We start from the raw sequence: 20600 nt of genomic DNA on the forward strand, positions 1-20600 counted from the left end.
GTTTAACGCCGCCCGCCCAGCAGCAGCCGGTTGACGAGCAAGGCGATGCTCCGGGTCGGCAGCCGTCCGCCCAAGGCGAGCAGCTTGTTGACGAGCCCCGGGACGCAGACGCTTTGGCCCCGCCGCATGGCCAGGTAGCCGGCCTTGGCGACCTGTTCCGCCCGGCTTACCAGCGGGCCGTTGAACAGCGGCGTTTGGGCGAAGCCGCCCGCGTCCTGGAAACGGGTTGCCACCGGTCCCGGGCACAGCGCCGTCACGCTGACGCCGCTGTGCCGCAGTTCGGCCGACAAGCCGCCGGAAAACGACAGGACGAAGGCCTTGCTGGCGTAATAGACCGCGGCGCCGGGCCCGCCCGGCTGATAGGCGGCCAGGGAGGCGACGTTGAGCAGCTTGCCCGATTTTCTCGCCAGCATGTCCGGCAGCAGGCAATGGCTCAGGCCGACCAGCGCTTCCATGTTCAACCGCATCATGGACAGCTGCCGCTCCAGGGGAACGGCGGCGAAATCGCCGTGGCTACCCACGCCGGCGTTGTTGACCAGATAGTCGACGCGGATGCCGGCCCGTTGCAGCGCCCGATGCACTTGTTGCGCGGCGCCGGGTTGGGAAAGGTCCTGCGCCAGCGCGGTGGCTTCGACGGCGTACCGCGCTTTGATCTCCTCGGCGTATACCGCCAACCGTTCGGCATCCCTGGCGACCAGCACCAGATTAACGCCGTCGGCGGCGAATAGGCGGGCCAGTTCCGCGCCGATGCCGGAGGTGGCGCCGGTAACGAGCGCGGTTTCTTGAAGGTTTCGAGTCGGGTCGGTCATGTCGGTTTATCGCGGCAGAGCATGAAGGGGCGACGCGGCGGCGGGAAGCGCGTCGAGGGATGGACTAAAATTCGCGCAAGCGGCTAGGCGCTGTCTTATTCACTATTGTCGATTAAATATCCCATGAAAGGTGCTTTAGAAAGTTTTTTGCCGCACGGATATTGTTTTGGTTGGGACAGCGGCCTGGTGTGGCTGCATGTCATCTCGGACGGCATCATCAGCCTTTCGTACTTTGTTATTCCCGCTATGCTCGCCTACCTGATAGCGCATCGGCGGGCGAGCGGCAACCGCCGGGTATTGATCCTGTTCGCCGCTTTCATCGCCGCCTGCGGGCTCACCCATTTGGTCAATATCGTCACCATTTGGACGCCGATTTATCCGTTGCAAGGCCTGCTCAAGGCGGTAACGGCCTTGATATCGTTCGGCACCGTGCTGTTCCTTGCGCCGAAAGTTCCGGCGCTCGTGGCCCTGCCCAGCTTGGAGGAGCTGCTGTGCATTAACCAGCGCTTGAGCGACCTGAGCCAATTCAACCAGAAGATCATCAATTCCGCCCACGACGGCATCGTCGTCTACGACAAGGAAGGGCGCTTCCTGATTTGGAATCCCTTTATGGAGGCGATTTCCGGCGTTCCGAAAGAGCGCTGCCTGGGCAAGCACGCCCTGGAGGTTTTCCCTTCCTTGCGGCAAACCCCGGTGATCGCCGGCTTAACCAGGGCGTTGCAGGGGGAGGTGGTGCAAAACGCCGCTTTTCCTTGGTCGGTACCGGAAACCGGCAAGTCCGGTTGGGCGATCTCCGTGCAGGCCCCCATCTTTCAGGACAACGGGCAGCTCATCGGCGTTATCGAAACCGTCACCGACATTACCGAGCAGCGCCAAGCGGAAGAAGACGAGGTCTTCAAAGCCATATTCCAGCAGGCGGCCGTGGGCGTCGCCATTATCGAGACGGCCACGGACCGTGTGATCAACCTCAATCGGCGCTGCAGCGACATCCTGGGGCTGGCGCGCGAGCAGATCAGCACCAATCTGGACATCACCTATCCCGACGACCGGCAGAAAGAGCGCGAAAACATGGAGCGGCTGCTGGCCGGCGAGACGTCGAGTTTCACCATGGAAAAACGCTACGTTCGCCCCGACGGCGCGTTGGTTTGGGTCAGTTTCACCGTGTCGTTGATGGGGGGCGCGAGCGGCAACAGCTATTTCCACATCGCGGTCATCGACGACATCACCGAGCGCAAGCAGGCGGAAGAGGCCATGCGCTTGGCGTCGCTGGTGTACGAAAACAGCAGCGAGGCGATGACGGTCACCGACGCCGACGGCATCATCGTCAGCATCAACGCGGCCTTCACCGAAGTGACCGGATATACGCCGGAGGAGGCGGTGGGCCAATCCACCAAGATACTCAGTTCCGGCCACCAGGATCGCGCTTTTTACCAAAGCATGTGGCACGCCATCAGCACCACCGGCCGCTGGCAGGGCGAGATATGGAACCGGCGCAAGAACGGCGAGATTTACGCCGAATGGCTGACCATCAACACCATCTATAACAACGACGGCTCGGTGCATCGCCGCGTGGGGCTGTTCTCCGACATCACCGACAAGAAAGCGTCGGAAGAGCTGATTTGGAAGCAGGCCAATTTCGACCACCTCACCGATTTGCCCAATCGCCGCATGTTCCACGACCGTTTGCAGCAGGAGCTGAAAAAAGCCCGCCGCGCCGGTTTGTCCATGGCGTTGATGCTGCTGGACTTGGACCGTTTCAAGGACGTCAACGACGTGCTGGGGCACAGCATGGGCGACCAACTGCTGCGGGTGGCCGCCCAGCGCCTCAGCGGCTGCGTGCGCGAGGCGGACACCGTGGCCCGCCTGGGCGGGGACGAGTTCACCGTCATCCTGGGCGAGTTGGACGAGCCCGGCGAAGTGGAGCGGATCGCCCAGCACATCCTGAGGGTTTTGGCCGAGCCCTTCCAGCTGGGGCAGGAGGTGGCCCACGTTTCGGCCAGCATCGGCATCACGCTGTATCCCGACGACGCCGCGGAAATCGACACGCTGCTGAAAAACGCCGACCAGGCCATGTACGCGGCCAAAAGCCAAGGCGGCAACCGCTACGGTTATTTCACCCCGGCCATGCAGGAGGCGGCCCAGACGCGCTTGCGGCTGATCGCCGACTTGCGCGGCGCGCTGGCGGCCGACCAGTTTTGGGTGGCCTACCAGCCCATCGTGGAGTTGGCGACCGGCGCGGTTTACAAGGCGGAGGCCCTGATCCGCTGGCAACACCCGGTGCGCGGCTTGGTCAGCCCGGCCCAGTTTATTCCCGTCGCCGAAGAGACCGGCATGATCGTCGCCATCGGCGACTGGATTTTCCGCGAGGCCGCCCGCCAGGTTAAGCGCTGGCGCGCGATGCACCACCCGGCCTTCCAGGTGAGCGTCAATAAGTCGCCGGCGCAGTTCCTCAGCGATGACGCCGACCATCCCGAATGGTTCGAGTACCTGCAGGCGCTGGGCTTGCCGGGGGAAAGCATGGTGGTGGAAATCACCGAGGGATTGCTGCTGGACGGCGATGCCGTCATCAAGGGGAAGCTGTTGGCGTTGCGCGGCACCGGCATGCAAGTGTCCATCGACGATTTCGGCACCGGCTATTCGTCGTTGTCCTATTTGAAAAAATTCGACATCGACTACCTCAAAATCGACCAGAGCTTCGTGCGCAACCTGGCGCCCAATTCCAGCGACATGGCCTTGTGCGAAGCCATCATCGTCATGGCCCACAAGCTGGGCATGAAAGTGATCGCCGAAGGGGTGGAGACCGAAGCGCAACGCGACCTGTTGGCCGCAGCCGGCTGCGACTACGGCCAGGGCTACCTGTTCGCCAAGCCGGTGGAGGCGGAGGCGTTCGAGCAGTGGCTGCTGGGCCGCGCCGGCGGCGCTACGGCGAGCTGACCCTGAACCAGGCGGCGTAGAGCGCCGGCAGGTAGAGCAGGGTCAGCAGGGTGGCGACCAGCAGACCGCCCATGATGACGGCGGCCATGGGACCCCAGAACACGCTGCCGGTCAGCGGCACCATGGCGAGGATGGCGGCGGCGGCGGTGAGCAGGATGGGGCGGGCGCGGCGCACGGTGGAGTCGACGATGGCCTCAAAGCGCGACAGCCCCAGCGCCACGTCCTGCTCGATTTGATCCACCAGGATCAGCGAATTGCGCATGATCATGCCGGCGAGGGAAATCACCCCCAGCATGGCGACGAAACCGAAAGGGATGTGGAACGGCAGCAGGGCGGCGGTGACGCCGATCAACCCCAGGGGCGCGGTGAGCAGCACCAGGGCCACCAGGCTGAAGCGCTTCAATTGCAGCATCAGCAGGGTGAGGATGACGATGCCCATCAACGGCAGCACGGCGACGATGGAGTCCTGCGACTGGTCGCTGCCTTCCAGCGCGCCGCCGGCTTCGACGGCGTAACCCGCCGGCAGCCCGGCGCGCAAGCCGGCCAGCGCTTGGTCGATGGCTTGGCTCACTTCCGGCGCTTCCACTTGGTCGGACACGTCCGCCCGCACGGTAATCACCGGTTGGCGGTTCAACCGCCACAGGATGCCCGGTTCCTCCGCCTCCTTCAGCCGGGCGAAAGCCGCCAGGGGCACGCTATCGCCTTTGCTCGTCAAAATGGCGCTGCGGGCCAAGGCTTCCGGGCTGCGCCGCGCCGCCTCGTCCGCGCGCATGACGATGGGGATTTGCTTGCCGTCGTCCCGGTAGTGGCCGACGGTGTCCTGCGACAGCGCTTGCAGCTGCCGTGCCAGGCTTTGCGGCGAGACGCCCAGGGCGCGGGCTTTGTCCCGGTCCACCTCGATGGCCAAGGTCGTCACCGCTACGCCGCCGTCCTGGCTGACGTTCTCCACGTGGGGGTTGGCCTTGACCACCCGCAACACCCGGTCGGCGATTTCGCGCAAGGTATCCGGATTTTCTCCGGTGACGCGGAACTGCACCGGATAGCCCACCGGCGGCCCGTTTTCCAGCCGCGACACGCGCACGCCGGCGTTTCGGTAGTCTTTGGCGATGAGGTCGCGGATGCGTTGCAGCACCGCTTCCCTGGCCCGCATGTCGTGGGTGGTCAGCACGATTTGGGCGTAATTGGCCGCCGGCAGCTGGATGTCCAGCGGCAGGTAGAAGCGCGGCGCGGGGCCGCCGATGTAGCTGGCGTAATGGAGGATGTCGGCGTCGCCTTTCAGCTTGCCGGCGATTTCCTCCGCCCGCGCTTCGGTGGCGGCGGCGGAGGCGCCCTCCGGCAGCCACACGTCCACCAGCAGCTCCGGCCGCTCCGACGGCGGGAAGAACTGTTGCTGCACCTGGGTGAAGCCGGCCAGGGACAGGGCGAAAATCGCCACCGTGGCGGCGATGGTGGTTTTGCGGTAGTCGAGGCAGGCGATCACCAGCTTTCTAAAGGCGGTGTAGAAGCGGTTGTCGTACAGCGGTTCCACGTGCAGCGGGTGTTCGTGCAGCAGCTTGAAGCCCAGGTAGGGCGTGAAGATGACGGCGACCAGCCAGGACACCAGCAGGGCGATGGTTACCACCAGGCAGATGGAAAAGGTGTATTCGCCGGCATCGGACTGGGCCAGCCCCACCGGCATGAAAGCGGCGGCGGTGATCAGCGTGCCGGTGAGCATGGGGAAGGCGGTGCTTTTGTAGGCGAACACAGCGGCGGCGGTTTTGCTCAGGCCTTGTTCCAGCTTCACCTTCATCATTTCCACCGCGATCATGGCGTCGTCCACCAGCAGGCCGATGGCGATGATGAGGGCGCCGATGGACACCCGCTGCAGTTCGACGCCGCACAGCTTCATCAAGAGGAACGTGCCGGCCATCACCACCGGGATGGACAGGGCCACCACCAGACCGGCGCGCCCGCCCAGGCTCAAGAAGCTCACCGCCAGGACGATGGCCAGCGCCTCGAACAGGGATTGCATCAGCTCGTGGGTGGATTTTTGCACCACCTTGGGCTGGTCGGTGAGCAGGCGGATTTGCGTGTCCGGTGGCAGGCCGGCGCGGACGGCGTCGATGGTGTCGTTCAAACGGCGGCCCAGCTCGATGGCGTCGCTGCCCGGTGCCGCGGACACCGCCAGGCCGATGGCGTCGTCGCCCATGGCTTTCATCTTGAAGGCGGCGGGTTCCTCCGGACCGCGTTGCACGCGGCAGATGTCGCCTAGGCGGTAGAGCTGGTTTTGGCCTGCGACGGCGATGTCCGCGATGCCGTTCGGCGGGGCGAAGTCGCCGCCTAGGCGCAGGCGGGCGATGGCGTGGCCGGCTTCGATCGCTCCGGCCGGCTCCAGGGCGTTGCGCTCCTTCAAGACGGCGGCGATTCGTTGCGGCGCGAGGCCGAGTTTCGACAGGGTGGCGGGGGAGCATTCCACATAAACCGCTTCGTTCTGCGTCCCGATCAGTTTCACCTTGTCCACCTGCTCGATCTTGAGCAATTCCGTGCGGACGCGCCGCGCTTGCCGCTCCAGCTCGGCATAATCCGCATGGTCGGCGCTGAGCGCGTAAATGGAGCCGAAAATATCGCCCATTTCATCGTCCGCCACCGGTTCCTCCATCCCCTCGGGCCAGCGGCCGCGCAAGTCGGCCAGCTTGCGCCGCACCGCCTCCCAGGCACGGTCCCGCTCGCCGGGCGGGGTGGCGTCCTTCAGGCTCAGCAGCACATGGGCCTCGCCCGGCTGGGAATAGCTGTTGATTCGGTCCAGCCACGGCGTCGCCTGCAACGCGTCTTCGAGGGGAACGGTGGCCAGTTCCTCCATTTGCTTGGCCGTGGCGCCCGGCCAACGCAAGTTCACCGACATGACCTTGAAGGTGAAGTCGGGGTCCTCTTTCTGCGGCAGGGCGCGGTAGGAGAATACGCCGGCGACCAGCAGAACCAGCAGCGCATACAGCACCAGCGCCTGATTGGTGATCGCCCATTGGGAGAGGTTGAAATCTTTCATGGTCGAGAGCGAATAGCCTGGCGCGGTAAATGCCGCATTATAAGCGGCATCCCCCTCCCGTGCGGATGGCGCGGTTACGACGCCGGCTTGCGGGGCGCGCGGTGCCCTCCCGCGGCGGAAAAGCTTTAAACTACGCCCGCTTAACCCGGGGCCGGCCAGCCCGCGCCGCCGGCTCGTCGTCGTCAAACCTTCGAGTACAGCCCATGGACACTTTGCAAGCCATCGAACAGCGTCGTTCGGTAAAGATTTACGATCCCGGCCACGTCATGCCGGAGGAAGACCTGCAGCGCCTGTTGTCGCTGGCCGCGCTGTCGCCCACCGCCTTCAACATCCAGCACTGGCGCTTCGTCGTGGTGGACGATCCGGACTTGCGCCAGCAGATCCGCGCCGCCGCCTGGGACCAGTCGCAGGTGACCGACGCTTCACTGTTCCTGGTGCTGTGCGCCGATCTGAAGGCCTGGGAAAAAAATCCCCGCCGCTATTGGCGCGAAGCGCCTCAGGAGGTGCAGGAGTTCATGATGCCGGCCATCGACACTTACTACCGCGACAAAGAGCGGGTGCAGCGCGACGAGGCCATGCGCTCCTGCGGCATCGCCGCGCAGACCCTGATGCTGGCGGCCAAGGGCATGGGCTACGACTCCTGCCCCATGGACGGCTTCGATTTCGACACCGTGGGCCGGATCATCAACCTGCCGCGGGACCATGTCATCGGGCTGGCGCTCGCCATCGGCAAGGCCTTGCATCCGGCCAAGCCGCGCGCCGGCCAGCTCGCCTTGGACGAGGTGGTGATTCGCAACCGCTTCGCCTGATCGCGGTGCAGCGCATCGCCCAGCCCGGCCGGGCGGAGCAGACCATCAACAAATCCCGCTTCATCGGCGCGGCGGAGGCCTGCGCCGACGAGCGCGAGGTGATGGCGCTGTTCCGCCGCCTGGCCGCCGAACATCCCAGCGCCCACCACCTGGCGTTCGCCTACCGGCTGAAAACGCCGCAAGGGCTGCTGCAACGCTGCCACGACGCGGGCGAGCCGTCCGGCACCGCCGGCAAGCCGATCCTGCAACACCTGGAGGGGAAAGACCTGGTCAACGCCTGCATCGCCGTGGTGCGCTACTACGGCGGCATCAACCTGGGCACCGGCGGTTTGGCGCGGGCTTACGGCAACACCGCCAGGATGGCGCTGGAAGCGGCGCGCCTGGAACCCTATGTGGAAATGGCGAAACTGCGCCTGACGGTGGACTACGGCCGCTGGGAGCCGTTGGCGCGGGAGGTGGAGCGGTTGGGCGGCAGGGTGTTGGACAAAGACTTCGGCCAGCGGGTGACCGTGTTGGCGGTAGCGCCCCTGGCCGAGGCGGCGGCGTTACGCGAGCGCTACGGCGACGGATAGATCATGGCTTGCGCAACCCCTCTCCCGCAGGCGGGAGAGGGGTAGGGGAGAAGGCGGCTTTTGGCTCGCGCCGGGGCTGTCGCGGCCATGGCCCGCTCCTGCCGCGAAGGTCGGCCTTGCGGCTGGCCGTTACAAACCGTGCTTGGGCAATTCCGCCAGCAGCTTATCCAACAAAAACTTCGCCTGAACGTCCAAGCCCGTGGCGGCGGCTTTGTATTTTTCCACGATCTCCTTGGCGTTGGCCGGCTTGCCCGCCACTACGACGCCGCCCATGCGCGCCGCCCAATGGACGGTGCAGCGGTAGACGTAAATGCCTTCCTTCTCCACTTTGTAGTCGTAATCCTTGCCCAGGGCGGAAGCCATGGGCGCCGCGCCGGCCGGTGCCATGCCGTTCACCGGCCCGACCAGGTGGGTCGCCATGCGGCGGAAGGCGAGCGTGTCGCCCGGATTGACGAACACGATTTCCGGCGAAAAAGTGGTGACTTGGGCTTGGATGGCGACCGTATCCGCCGCAACGGCGGCGGAGGCCAGCGCTCCCAGCATTGCGACAACCGACAGGGTGAGTTTGCTCATGGCCGTCTACTCCTGTGATGAGGTGCAGGGGCAAGTGTAGCGCGGCGGCGGTGGGTTTGCGCTTGGCGGGCCGCGGTTGGACGGCCCCCTCGAACAAAGAGCGCCGCTGCATTAAAATCCCCAAAACTAAAATGGGTAATCGGACCGATTGCGTTCGATTTTTCAATCGCGCGGGATCAAGGCGTTTTTCGGGGTGTCCGGTCAATGGGAGTGCTTTCTTTCATCCCCTTTCTGCTGAGCCAGGGGTTTTTCCGTCGTCAGTCCAAGCCGGTCCAGGCTTTCGGCCCCCATTCCTTCAAATCGCTGGGCTCGAGTTTTTACGTCGAGGTTCCGGTACGGCGTGTGCCGGGCGCGCGGCTGGTTTTGTTCAACCGGCGCTTGGCCGAGTCGTTGGATTTACCCGTGCCGAAGGGCGGCCGGGAAATCGAAAGCGCTTTGCTGGAATGGTTCGCCTGGTTCAAGCACGAATCCCGCGCAGGAGAAGGCGACACGCCCGCCGAGGACATCGAGACCTTTTTCGCCACGCGCTACCAGGACAGCGACAGCCGCTGCGCCGGCAGCGCCCTGGGCGATGGCCGCGCGTTATGGCTGGGAGAGATCGTCCGCAAAACGGCGGACGACCGGATGCGTTATCTAGACGTGGTGGTGAAAGGCATCGGCGCCACGCCGCTGGCCTGGCTCAAGCATCCGAAAAAAAGCCATCGCGACGGCATGGTCGGCCTGACCGAAGCCGTGCACGAATACGTCTATAGCCTGGCCGCCGTGCGCAACGGCATCGACGCGGCCCAGGTATTGGCCGTCATCGAACTTCCTTTTCAGCGGGCCGCCGGCGGGGAAAAAGCCGCGCTGGTGGTCCGCGTCGGCAACCATCTGCGCTTTGCCCATTACCGCTATTTTTCCAACCAGCCCGAGCGGCTGGAGACCCTGTTCGAATACGGATTGAAACGGGACATGGGCTTGCCGTTGGATTATCCGGTCGGCCGGCAGGATGCCCGCGCCTACCTGGATCGCATCCTCGCCCATCTCGCCGAAGAAGCGGCGGCTTACTACGACCTGCACGCCGTGCACGGATCGCCCACCTTCGGCAACCGCACATCGGACGGGGCCAGCATCGACCTTTCCACCTTCGTTTATCTGGACGCCCATCACGCCGAGTACCGCTACATGCCGGGCTGCAGCTATTCCCTGGGCGGCCGGTGGGGGCAGCACGAGCAACTGTTCGTGCTGTTCAGCGATTTGATGAAACTGCTGCGCGGCAGCCGTTTTAAATACGCCGACACCGTCGAGGACGAAAAACGCTGCTGGGAGAAGTTCCGCAGCGTCATGGAGTCCCGGTTGACGCAGTCGTGGCTGAAGCGGGTCGGCTTGGCGGAAAGCGACATCGCGGCGCTTTCCGCAGACGCCAAGCGGCGCTTCTTCGAGGTGGTGAAAGCCATCTACGAGGCGCGGGGCGGAAAAAAGATCAAACTGAAGAAAGGCCGAACCTATCTGGCGGCTTTCGAGCCGAGGAGAATTTTGGCGCTGACCGCCTGTTACTACGGCCAATTCGACGACGTGGAACAGCTATGGGAACGCCTTTTCCGCGTGCGCCGCAACTGGCAAACCCTGGCGTTCGAGCAGGCCCGGCCATTCATCCAGGCCTACGTCCAGGCCTACGTCCAGGCCGTGCGGCAACTGGTTGCGGAACTGGACGGCAGCGGCGAGATCGTCGCGAGGTGGCGGGACTGCGCCCAGGTTACGCAACTGTCGGATCGACGAGAACCGGGGCCGGACTTTTTCTACGACTCCGAACGGTTCCTATCGACCCAAAGCGTCCTGGCGCGGATTCGCCAGGGCGAAAGCGGCTGGGAGGAAAACAGCCGGGCAGCGGACGAGGCGGCGGGCCGATTGGTTGATGAAGGGTTAGCGTTCGGCGTGGCGCAAAGAGAATGAATCGGGCGGCCGTGGTTGGGCTTTCCATTTAGCGCGTAGGCTCACGACAATAACCCTGGATTGCTTTGCCACACCGACCAAGTGAGGACCGACGCGAAGGATACCCACAACAGGTACGGCACCAGCAGGATGGCGGCAAGCCGGCTGCATTGCCAGAAGGCCCGGAGCGTGAGCAGGATGAGTGCTAGCAAGAGCAACACTTCCGCGCAGGCAAACGCGCCTTGATGCCAAGCGAAAAAGAGCCAGGACCATAGCGCATTGGCGACCAGCTGGGCGCCAAACAGAGCCAGCGCAGCGCGGTTCTGGCTCGGCGACCGCCACACCAGCCAAGCAGATATGCCCATTAGGAAGTACAGCGCCGACCACACGGGAGCGAACACAGCGGCCGGTGGCGCCCACGAGGGCTTGATTAGCTGGGCATAGAAACCTGCCGCATCTACCGATGCGATCGCGCCGACAGCCCCTGCGGCAAAGGCAACCAGAAGCCAGCCGAGCAAGCCGGCCGCTTGGGACGAGACAGGACGCCTCATGTGGCAGAGAAAGACCTAAAGTGGAGCCAAGGGGTGCGGCGCTTGCGGAGCGTCCCAGCGCCGGAGGGAGCGAACTTGAGCGCAGGGTCAGGCTTAGAAACTTTGTACATGCTCATAACGCTGACTCCAAAATTTTGGATAAGGATAACCGTCCTTTCCCATATGCAATGCAGTGATTTTCCACTCTTCTGCGGTGTGGGTAAGGTGGTACGTTAGCTGAGATGTTGAAGAGGGGTAACGTAATCGAACATTGACTGTTTCAGATGTTGGGCCTTACAAGGCTAGCACGTAGGCTGGGTTGAAACGATAGCGTAAACCCAGCTTGGTCGGAATCGATTGCTGGGTTTCGCGGACTCAACAAGCCTACGTGCTTGCGCGAACGATTCGTTACCGCATCCCACGGCTCTAAACGGGGCGACCTGACGGCTTGGCAGTACCGCCAGGCGATTGTGGCTATACGGAATCCCTTTAATTTTACTGAACGGCGTTTTTCGCCAAAAACATCCAAGTCTCCACCACCGTGTCCGGGTTGAGGGACATGCTTTCGATGCCTTCTTCCATCAGCCACAGGGCCAGGTCCGGGTGGTCGGAGGGGCCTTGGCCGCAGATGCCGATGTATTTGTTGTTGCGCACGCAGGCGTCGATGGCCATGTGCAGCAGGGCTTTGACCGCGCCGTTGCGTTCGTCGAAGCTGCCGGCGACGATGGCCGAGTCCCGGTCGATGCCCAGCGTGCATTGGGTCAGGTCGTTGGAGCCGATGGAGAAGCCGTCGAAGTGCTGGAGGAATTCGTCGGCCAGCAGGGGGTTGGAGGGGATTTCGCACATCATCACCACCTTAAGGCCGTTCTCGCCGCGCTTCAAACCATACTCCGCCAGCAGCTCCACCACGGCGCGGCCTTCCTCCACCGTGCGCACGAACGGGATCATCACCCAGACGTTGTCCAGGCCCATGTCTTCGCGCACGCGCTTGAGGGCGCGGCATTCCAGCTCGAAGCAGGGGCGGAACGAATCGGCCACGTAGCGCGAGGCGCCGCGGAAGCCGATCATGGGATTTTCTTCGTGGGGTTCGTAGGCTGCGCCGCCCACCAGGTTGGCGTATTCGTTGGACTTGAAGTCGGAGCAGCGCACGATCACCGGCTTGGGATAAAACGCCGCCGCCAGGGTGGCGATGCCTTCCGCCAGCTTATCCACGTAGAAACTTACCGGGTCGGCGTAGCCGGCCATGCGGCTGCGGATTTCCGCCTGGATTTCCTGGCTTTGCCGGTCGAATTCCAGCAGCGCCTTGGGGTGCACGCCGATGGTGCGGTTGATGACGAACTCCAGCCGCGCCAGGCCGACGCCGGCGTTGGGAATGGCGGCGAAGGCGAAAGCCCGTTCCGGGTTGCCGACGTTCATCATTAATTTCACCGGCAGCTTCGGCATTTCGTTCAGGTTGATCTTCTGCACCTCGAAGGGCAGGGAGCCGGCGTAGACGCTGCCCACGTCCCCTTCGGCGCAGGACACGGTCACCGCCGCGCCGTGGGCGATGGTGTGGGTGGCGTCGCCGCAGCCCACCACGGCGGGTATGCCCAGCTCGCGGGCGATGATGGCGGCGTGGCAGGTGCGTCCGCCGCGGTTGGTGACGATGGCGGCGGCGCGCTTCATGATGGGCTCCCAGTCCGGGTCGGTCATGTCGGTGACCAGCACGTCGCCGGGCAGCACTTGGTCCATTTGCTTGATGGATTGGATGACCTTGGCGGTGCCCGCGCCGATCTTGTGGCCGACGCTGCGGCCCTTGGCCAGCAGGTTGGATTTCTGCTTGAGGCTGTAGCGCTCGATTTCGTGGGTAACGCGGCTTTCCACCGTTTCCGGGCGGGCCTGGACAATGTACAGCTTGCCGTCCAGGCCGTCCTTGGCCCATTCGATGTCCATGGGGCGGCCGTAGTGTTGTTCGATGACGACGGCCAGCCGCGCCAGTTGTTCCGCCTCGGCGTCGCTAATGCAAAAGCGCTGGCGGTCGGCTTCGGGGGTGTCGACGATTTGCGTCGCCGCATCCTGGCCGTAGATCATCCGCACGGCTTTTTCGCCCAGGCCGCGGCGCAGCACGGCGCGCTTGCCGGCCGCCAGGGTGGGTTTGTAGACGTAGAACTCGTCCGGATTCACCGCCCCCTGCACCACCATTTCCCCCAGGCCGTAGGCGGCGGTGATGAACACCGCGTCGCGGAAGCCGGATTCGGTGTCCAGGGTGAACATCACGCCGCTGGCCGCCCGGTCGCTGCGGATCATGCGCTGGATGCCGGCCGAGAGCGCCACTTTGCGGTGCTCGAAATCCTGGTGGACGCGGTAGGCAATGGCCCGGTCGTTGAACAGGGAGGCGAACACCTGCTTGACGGCGTGCAGCACGTCGTCCCGTCCGCTGACGTTCAGATAGGTTTCCTGCTGGCCGGCGAAGGAGGCGTTGGGCAGGTCCTCGGCGGTGGCGGAGGAACGCACCGCCACGGACAGGGCCGGGCCGTACTGCGCTTCCATTTGGCCGTGGGCGTCAAGAATGGCCTGCTGCAGTTCGGCGGGGAAGGGGGTGTCCATGATCCACCGGCGGATCTTGGCGCCGGTGGCGGCCAGGGTCGCCACGTCGTCCACGTCCAGGCTTTCCAGTTCGGCCCAGATGCGTTGGTCCAGACCGCCCTGGGCCAGGAAGTCCCGATAAGCGCCGGCGGTGGTGGCGAAGCCGCCCGGCACGTCCACTCCGGCTTGCGCCAAGTTGGCGATCATCTCCCCCAGGGAGGCGTTCTTGCCGCCCACCTGGCCCACGTCGCCGATGCCTAGGTTTTCGAACCACACCACGCTGTCTTTCATTGCTGTTTTCCCTTGTGTTACCGTGCTGGGAACTCCCCTCTCCCGTTGGCGGGAGAGGGGATGGGGGAGAGGGTGGTGTTTTAAGCCCCCTCTCCCCAGCCCTCTCCCCGCCGGGGAGAGGAGGCCGAAGGCCATACCTTGCTCAATTCTAGCCGTAAAGCCGTCCATGCAACCTAAACGCACCTTGTTCCTGGTCTCCGACCACACCGGCATCACCGTGCAGACCATTGCCAAAACCCTGCTCAGCCAGTTCGAAGGCGTGGCTTTCGACAGGGTGCAACTGCCCTTCGTTGACACGCCGGAGAAGGTCCAGGCCGTGCGCGAGCGCATCGACACCGAAGCGGTGCGTTCGGAGGTGCGGCCCATCGTGCTCAGCAGCCTCACCGACAGCGTCCTGCGCGAGCGGCTCAAGCCTTGCCGGGGGCTGGTGCTGGACGTGTTCGAGGCGTTTATCGGCGCGTTGGAGCAGGAGTTCGCCAAGCCGGCGTCGAAAGCCGTGGGCCGCGCCCATGGCTTGGTCGACAAGGAAGCCGGCCGGCGGCGCATCCAGGCCTTGAAGTTCGCCTTGCAAACCGACGACGGCGTGAAATACGACGACTATCCCAACGCCGACATCATCCTGCTGGGCGTGTCCCGCAGCGGCAAGACGCCGGCCTGTTTGTACCTCGCCATGCAGTTCGGCCTGCGCGCCGCCAACTACCCCCTCACCGAGGAAGACCTGGAGTGGGGCGAGCTGCCCAAGGCGTTGGCGTCCTACCGCGACAAGCTGTGCGGACTGCTGGTGGATTCCCGCCAGCTGGCGAAAATACGGGAGGAGCGCCAGCCGGGCAGCGGCTACGCCTCCCTGGCCCAGTGCCAAAAGGAACTGCGCGCCGCCCTGGACATATACCGCTCGGCGAACATCCCCTACCTGGACACCAGCAACATGTCGGTGGAGGAAATCGCCACCCGCGTGATGCGGCTGATGCAGGGCGGCTACAAGACCTCCGCTTGAGCGGCTAGACTGCCACACTGGCAAAGCCAAGGCCGAGGCGCATCCCACCGAAAGGAATTATTGCAAGGGCTTTCGACAGAGCACTTTTCGAGTTTGAGTATTTGTATGAACGAGCGGGTAGTTTCCCAAGGCGGCGAACAAAACGCGCTGCTGATCGATATTGCCACGCGCCACGTCGTCTGCCTGACGCCCAGCGACAGTCTGGGGGAGGCGGCGCGCCTCATGGCCGCAAAGCGCATTTCCTCCATTGTGGTCGTCGACGGGGACGGGCGGCCGGCAGGGATCGTCACCGAGCGCAACGTGCTGCAGGCCATGCAGTCGGAATGCCCGCAAGCGACGCCGTTGCGTAGGGTCATGTCCGCGCCGGTGATCGCCGTGCCGCCTTCCGTGACTTGCCTGGAGGCGCATCGCCGTTGCCTGAGCGAAGGCATCCGGCATCTGGTGATCGTAGACGACGAGCAGCGCTTGCTCGGCGTCATCAGCGAAACGGACTTTCGCCTGCACCTCCATCTCACCGCCCTGGCCGGGCGCCGCATGGTGGCGTCGCTGGCGCAGCGTTCGGCGATCGCCCTGCCTGCCTCCACCGGCTTGGCGCAGGCCTTGGAGCTGATGTTGGCGCAACGGGAGAGCTGCGTCGTGGTGGTCGAGGACGATAGGCCGGTCGGCATCATTACGGAACGCGACGTGGTGCGTTTTTATTCGGGCGAACAGGCCCGGCCGGACGTGACGCTGGGGCAGGCCATGATCGCGCCGGTGCTGACCGTTCCCCTCGACGCACCCACTCGCTTGGCCGCCGAGACGATGCTCGCCCACCGCGTGCGCCACCTGGCGGTGGTGGACGCCGCCGGACGCATGGCCGGCCTGGTCGGCGAGCACGAGCTGACGCAGGCCATGGCCGCCGGCCTGGCGCAGGAATGGAACGGCATCGAGGAAAGCTATTTGCGCACCCTGGTCGACACGCTGCCCGACCTGGTGTGGCTGAAGGACGCGGACGGCGTATACCTGGCTTGCAACGCCCGCGTCGAATGCTGCCTCGGCGCCAAGGAAAGGGACATCGTCGGTAAAACCGATTACGACTTCATGAGTCGGGACGTCGCCGATTCGTTCCGGGCCTACGACCGCATGGCCATGGAAAAAGACGGTCCTAGCGTCAACGAGGAGTGGGTGGCTTTCGCGGACGGCGGGCGCAAATTGCTGGAAACCATCAAGACGCCGATGCGCGACGGCGAGGGAAAGCTGATAGGCGTGCTCGGCATCGCGCGCGACATTACCGGCCGCCGTCGGCTCGAGGACCGGCTGGAAGAAAGCGAGCGCAAATTCCGCCACATATTCGAATCCGTCGGCGATTGCATCGAGATCATTTCCATGGACGGCCGCATCCTGGACATGAACGCCACCGGATACGAGCGGCAGGGATACAGCCGCGAAGATATGGTGGGCAAAAAGCTGTCCGAATTCGCGGCCCCCGGCTACGCCGAGCGCGTGGCGGAAAGGATAGCGCTGATCAGTGCGCAGGGGCACGCCACGTTCGAGTCCGGGCGTTTGCGCAAGGACGGGGGCGTTATTCCGATCGAGGTCAGGTCGCGCCTCATCGAAATGGACGGCGAGGCGGTGCTGCTCGGCATCAGCCGCGACATCTCCGAACGCAAGCGGACCGAGAACACGCTGCGGGAAAACGAGGAGCGGCTGGCGTTGGCCACGCTGCACAACGGAGTGGGCATTTGGGACTGGAACCTGGCTACCCAGGAGATGATCTGGGACGAGTCCATGTACGCGCTCTATCGCATCCGCCGCGAGGACTTTTCCGGAAGCGAGGAGGCCTGGCGCGCGGCGCTGCACCCGGACGACCTCGAGCGCGGCGACCGGGAAGTGGAGGCGGCCATCCGCGGCGAGCGGCCCTTCGACACCGAATTCCGCGTGGTCTGGCCCAACGGCGAAATTCGCTACATCAAGGCGGTGGCCAAGGTGTTCCGCGACGAGCAAGGCACGCCGTTGCGCATGCTCGGCACCAACGTGGACATCACCGATCGCCGGCAAGCGGAAGAGAGGCTGCGCCAGCTTTCGGCGGCCGTCGAGCAAAGCGCCGCTTCCGTGGTCATCACCGACCTGGAGGCGCGCATCCAGTACGTCAACCCGCGCTTTACCGAAGTCACCGGCTACAGCGCGGACGAAGCCGTGGGCCAGAACCCGCGCATTCTCCAGTCCGGCCAGACCCCCGAAGCAGTCTACCAGGAGCTGTGGAGCAAGCTGGCCGGTGGGCAGGAGTGGAGCGGCGAGTTGCTCAACAAGCGCAAGAACGGCGAGTTGTACTGGGAGGAGGTGAGCATCGCCCCCGTCAGGAACTCGCAGGGCATCGTCACCCACTACGTCGCGGTAAAAAATGAAATTACCGAACGCAAGCGGATGGAGGCGGCGCTGGCCGCCAGCGAGCACCGCTACCGCATGCTGATCGAAAACTCGCCGTTCTGCATCCACGAGATCGACCTGGAAGGCCGCCTGCAGTCCATGAATCCCGTGGGGCTGGGCATGATGGGCCTGAGCGACGAGGAAACGATTTGCGGCGTTCCCTATTTGGATTCGGTCAGCGAGCCGGACAACGAGCGCATCGGCGCGCTGTTGCGCGAGGCCATCGACGGCAATTCCCGTCATTTCGAATTCGCCGCCGTCGGCGACGAGCCGCGTTATTTCAAGTCCTGTTTTATCCCGATCAAGGATGTCGACAGCAAGGTGATAAAGCTGATGGGCATCACCGAGGACATCACCCGGCGCAAACGGGGCGAGGACACGCTGCGCGAGCAGAAGGAGTTCCTCGCCTCCATCTTCGAAAACGCCCTCGACGCCGTGACGATGATGGACGCGAAAGGCGTCATCACCGGCTGGAGCAAGCAGGCGGAGCAAACCTTCGGCTGGAGCCACGACGAAGTCGTCGGGCGGCCGATGCACGAGGTCATCATCCCGGAGCGGCATCGTGAGCATCACCTGCTCGGCTTGAGCCACTTTCTGGCCACCGGCGAGGGGCCGGCGCTGAACCGGCGCATCGAAATTTCCGCCCTGCACCGCGATGGGCACGAGTTCCCCATCGAACTGTCCATTTCGCCCATCAGAACGGGGCACGGGTACGCGTTCAGCTCCTTCATCCGCGACATTACCGCGAGCAAGCGCGCCGAGGAACTGTTGCTGAAGCAAAAGCAGTTTTCCGACGACGTGATCAACAGCCTGCCCGGCATTTTCTACATACTGGACGCCATGGGAAATATTCTGCGGGTCAACCCGCAGTTCCAGGCGGTGAGCGGTTATTCGGCGGCGGAGCTGGAAGGGGCATCGGCGCTGACCCTGTTCGAGGGCGACGACAGGGCGCTGATCGAGGAGCGCATCCGGGAGGTGTTCGCCACGGGCAGCGCTTGGGCCGAAGCGGAACTGGTCACCCGGTCCGGCCAAAAGATTCCGTATTACTTTTCCGGCCACCTCACCAATATCGACGGCCGGTCCTATGTGGTCGGCCTGGGAACCGATATCACCGAGCGCAAGCGCGCCGAGCTGAAGTTGCAGCAGAGCGAGGCGCATTTCCGCTTCATCAGCGAATCCGCCCAGGCGTTGATTTGGATGGCCGGCACGGAGCGGTTTCGCACGTGGTTCAACAAAGTCTGGCTGGATTTCACCGGGCGCACCGTGGAGCAGGAGCGGGGCGGCGGCTGGACCGAGGGCGTGCATCCGGACGACCGGCAGCGCCGCTTGGAGACTTACGCCGGCCACTTCGACCGCCGCGAGCCCTTCACCATGGAATACCGCCTGCGGCGCCACGACGGCGAATATCGCTGGATCATCGACAGCGGCTCGCCGCGCTTCAGCGCGCAAGGCGTGTTCGAAGGCTATATCGGCTCGTGTTTCGATATCACCGACCGCAAGCGGAGCGAGGAAAACCTGCGCATCACCGCCAGCGTGTTCGACACCAGCCAGGAAGCGATTCTGATCACCGACGCGAACAACCGGATAACCGAGGTCAATCCGGCCTTCACCGCGATCACCGGCTATCGGCGCGAGGAAGTGTTGGGCCGGAATCCGCGGTTTTTGAGTTCGGGGCGTCAGGACCAAGCGTTTTACGACGCCATGTGGCGGTCCTTGAAAGAGGAAAAGTCCTGGCGCGGCGAAATCTGGAACCGGCGCAAAAACGGCGAGTTCTACGCGGAACTGCTGTCGATTTCGGCCATTTGCGACGGCGAGGGCAATGTGCAGCGGCACGTGGCGGTGTTTTCCGACATCAGCTACCTGAAGGAACACGAAGCCGCGTTGAGCCGTATCGCCCATTACGATGCGCTGACCGGTATTCCCAACCGGATGCTGCTGGCCGATCGAATGAAGCAGGCCATCGCCCAGACTGCCCGCGAGCAAGACATGATGGCGGTGTGCTATCTCGATCTCGACGGTTTCAAGCCGGTCAACGATACCCTGGGGCACGAAGCGGGCGATCATGTGTTGATCGAAATCGCCAAGCGCCTGAGCAACGCCGTGCGCGGCGGCGACACTGTCGCCCGCTTGGGGGGCGACGAGTTCGTGGTGCTGCTGCTGGGGCTGGAGAAAGGCGAGGAGTGCATGGCGACGCTGGGGCGGCTGCTCGCGGCGATCGCCCAGCCGATCTACCTCAAGAACGAGAAAATCGTGCTGGGCGCCAGCATCGGGGTGAGCATTTACCCGCTGGACGACGACGATCCGGACGCCTTGTTGCGCCACGCCGACCAGGCCATGTACGTGGCCAAGCAATCGGGCAAAAACCGTTTCCACATCTACGATCCCGCGCTGGATCGGCGCGCCCGCGACCAGCAGGACTTCCTGAAAAGCATTCGGCTCGGGCTGGAGCAAGGCCAGTTCGAGTTGTATTACCAGCCCAAGGTCAATCTGCTCACCCGGGAGCTGGTCGGCGCCGAGGCGCTCATTCGCTGGCGGCACCCGCAACGGGGCCTGCTATTGCCGGCGGATTTCCTGCGTTATATCAACAATACGGAACTCGACATCGAGGTCGGCGAATGGGTGATGAAAACGGCTCTCGCCCAGTTGAGCCAGTGGCGGAGCAGCGGATTGGACATCCACGTCAGCATCAACGTGTCCGCCTACCATCTGGAATCCGCCGGCTTTTTGGAAAAGCTGATGAGCCAGCTCGCGCAACATCCGGACCTGTCGCCCAACCGGTTCCAGTTCGAGGTGCTGGAAACGGTCGAGCTCAACGACATTTACGCCGTTCAAAGCATTATCGAGGCTTGCCGCGAAATCGGCGTGGGGTTTGCGCTGGACGATTTCGGCACGGGGTATTCGCAGCTGACCTATTTGAGCAATCTGCCGGTCGACACCCTCAAAATCGATCAGTCCTTCGTGCGGGACATGCTGGAAGACAAGGGCGACATGGCGATTGTGCAGAGCATCATCGCTTTGGCGCGGGCCTTCGATCGGCGCACGGTGGCTGAAGGCATCGAGACCGTGGCGCACTACCAAGCATTGCTCGACATGGGATGCGAACTGGGCCAAGGCTACGGCATCGCCCGTCCCATGCCGGCGAGCGAGCTGGCGTCCTGGCGGATGGACTGAAAGGCCGGCCGGC

General features: G+C 64.0%; 11 protein-coding genes. 6 read left to right on the forward strand and 5 right to left on the reverse strand.

What is annotated here, in order from left to right; all coding sequences use genetic code 11:
- Window positions 1-2: 2 nt before the first annotated feature.
- Window positions 3-809, reverse strand: coding sequence for an SDR family NAD(P)-dependent oxidoreductase (locus K5607_RS06100; RefSeq protein ID WP_221048523.1), 807 nt, complete (start codon window positions 807-809; stop codon window positions 3-5).
- A gap of 123 nt (window positions 810-932) precedes the next feature.
- Here K5607_RS06100 and K5607_RS06105 point away from each other — a divergent pair, with 123 nt between their 5' ends.
- Window positions 933-3743 carry a sensor domain-containing protein gene (locus K5607_RS06105; protein ID WP_485020570.1) on the forward strand — a complete coding sequence of 937 codons (2811 nt, stop codon included), beginning with the start codon at window positions 933-935 and terminating at the stop codon, window positions 3741-3743.
- On the opposite strand, the gene K5607_RS06110 is transcribed toward K5607_RS06105, so the two are convergent.
- Window positions 3730-6765 carry an efflux RND transporter permease subunit gene (locus tag K5607_RS06110; RefSeq protein WP_221048525.1) on the reverse strand — a complete coding sequence of 1012 codons (3036 nt, stop codon included), beginning with the start codon at window positions 6763-6765 and terminating at the stop codon, window positions 3730-3732. The genes K5607_RS06105 and K5607_RS06110 overlap by 14 nt on opposite strands.
- 203 nt (window positions 6766-6968) lie before the next feature.
- Here K5607_RS06110 and K5607_RS06115 point away from each other — a divergent pair, with 203 nt between their 5' ends.
- Both K5607_RS06115 and K5607_RS06120 read left to right on the forward strand, forming a co-directional pair.
- Complete coding sequence (locus K5607_RS06115) at window positions 6969-7574, forward strand: nitroreductase family protein (protein ID WP_054774792.1); 606 nt, start codon at window positions 6969-6971, stop codon at window positions 7572-7574.
- A 5-nt stretch (window positions 7575-7579) separates the two neighbouring features.
- Entirely contained in the window at window positions 7580-8146 is a 567-nt protein-coding gene (locus K5607_RS06120; protein ID WP_221048526.1) for an IMPACT family protein, read from the forward strand.
- Window positions 8147-8275: 129 nt separating this feature from the next.
- Here K5607_RS06120 and K5607_RS06125 read toward each other — a convergent pair whose 3' ends face one another.
- Window positions 8276-8719 carry a plastocyanin/azurin family copper-binding protein gene (locus tag K5607_RS06125; RefSeq protein ID WP_221048527.1) on the reverse strand — a complete coding sequence of 148 codons (444 nt, stop codon included), beginning with the start codon at window positions 8717-8719 and terminating at the stop codon, window positions 8276-8278.
- A 204-nt stretch (window positions 8720-8923) separates the two neighbouring features.
- Between K5607_RS06125 and K5607_RS06130 the strand changes: the two genes are divergently transcribed.
- Window positions 8924-10651 (forward strand): protein adenylyltransferase SelO family protein, encoded by a 1728-nt coding sequence (locus K5607_RS06130; RefSeq protein WP_221048528.1) that lies wholly within the window; start codon window positions 8924-8926, stop codon window positions 10649-10651.
- A 41-nt stretch (window positions 10652-10692) separates the two neighbouring features.
- Here the strand turns inward: K5607_RS06130 and K5607_RS06135 are convergent, their stop codons facing one another.
- Window positions 10693-11148: a TspO/MBR family protein gene (locus K5607_RS06135; protein ID WP_221048529.1), complete on the reverse strand. Its 456-nt coding sequence runs from the start codon at window positions 11146-11148 to the stop codon at window positions 10693-10695.
- Between the two features lie 507 nt (window positions 11149-11655).
- Window positions 11656-14016, reverse strand: a complete 2361-nt coding sequence (gene ppsA, locus K5607_RS06140; RefSeq protein WP_221048530.1) for a phosphoenolpyruvate synthase — start codon at window positions 14014-14016, stop codon at window positions 11656-11658.
- Between the two features lie 166 nt (window positions 14017-14182).
- Here ppsA and K5607_RS06145 point away from each other — a divergent pair, with 166 nt between their 5' ends.
- Window positions 14183-15010, forward strand: a complete 828-nt coding sequence (locus K5607_RS06145) for a pyruvate, water dikinase regulatory protein (RefSeq protein ID WP_221048531.1) — start codon at window positions 14183-14185, stop codon at window positions 15008-15010.
- Between the two features lie 105 nt (window positions 15011-15115).
- Window positions 15116-20587 carry a PAS domain S-box protein gene (locus K5607_RS06150; protein WP_221048532.1) on the forward strand — a complete coding sequence of 1824 codons (5472 nt, stop codon included), beginning with the start codon at window positions 15116-15118 and terminating at the stop codon, window positions 20585-20587.
- Window positions 20588-20600 lie beyond the last annotated feature (13 nt).

This window comes from Methylogaea oryzae (genome assembly GCF_019669985.1).
GTDB lineage: Bacteria > Pseudomonadota > Gammaproteobacteria > Methylococcales > Methylococcaceae > Methylogaea > Methylogaea oryzae.

Coding starts and splice junctions, on each gene's coding strand:
- K5607_RS06150 (WP_221048532.1), top strand. CDS start 15,116: ATGAACGAGCGGGTAGTTTCCCAAGGCGGCGAACAAAACGCGCTGCTG.
- K5607_RS06115 (WP_054774792.1), top strand. CDS start 6,969: ATGGACACTTTGCAAGCCATCGAACAGCGTCGTTCGGTAAAGATTTAC.
- ppsA (WP_221048530.1), bottom strand. CDS start 14,016: ATGAAAGACAGCGTGGTGTGGTTCGAAAACCTAGGCATCGGCGACGTG.
- K5607_RS06130 (WP_221048528.1), top strand. CDS start 8,924: ATGGGAGTGCTTTCTTTCATCCCCTTTCTGCTGAGCCAGGGGTTTTTC.
- K5607_RS06105 (WP_485020570.1), top strand. CDS start 933: ATGAAAGGTGCTTTAGAAAGTTTTTTGCCGCACGGATATTGTTTTGGT.
- K5607_RS06110 (WP_221048525.1), bottom strand. CDS start 6,765: ATGAAAGATTTCAACCTCTCCCAATGGGCGATCACCAATCAGGCGCTG.
- K5607_RS06145 (WP_221048531.1), top strand. CDS start 14,183: ATGCAACCTAAACGCACCTTGTTCCTGGTCTCCGACCACACCGGCATC.
- K5607_RS06100 (WP_221048523.1), bottom strand. CDS start 809: ATGACCGACCCGACTCGAAACCTTCAAGAAACCGCGCTCGTTACCGGC.
- K5607_RS06125 (WP_221048527.1), bottom strand. CDS start 8,719: ATGAGCAAACTCACCCTGTCGGTTGTCGCAATGCTGGGAGCGCTGGCC.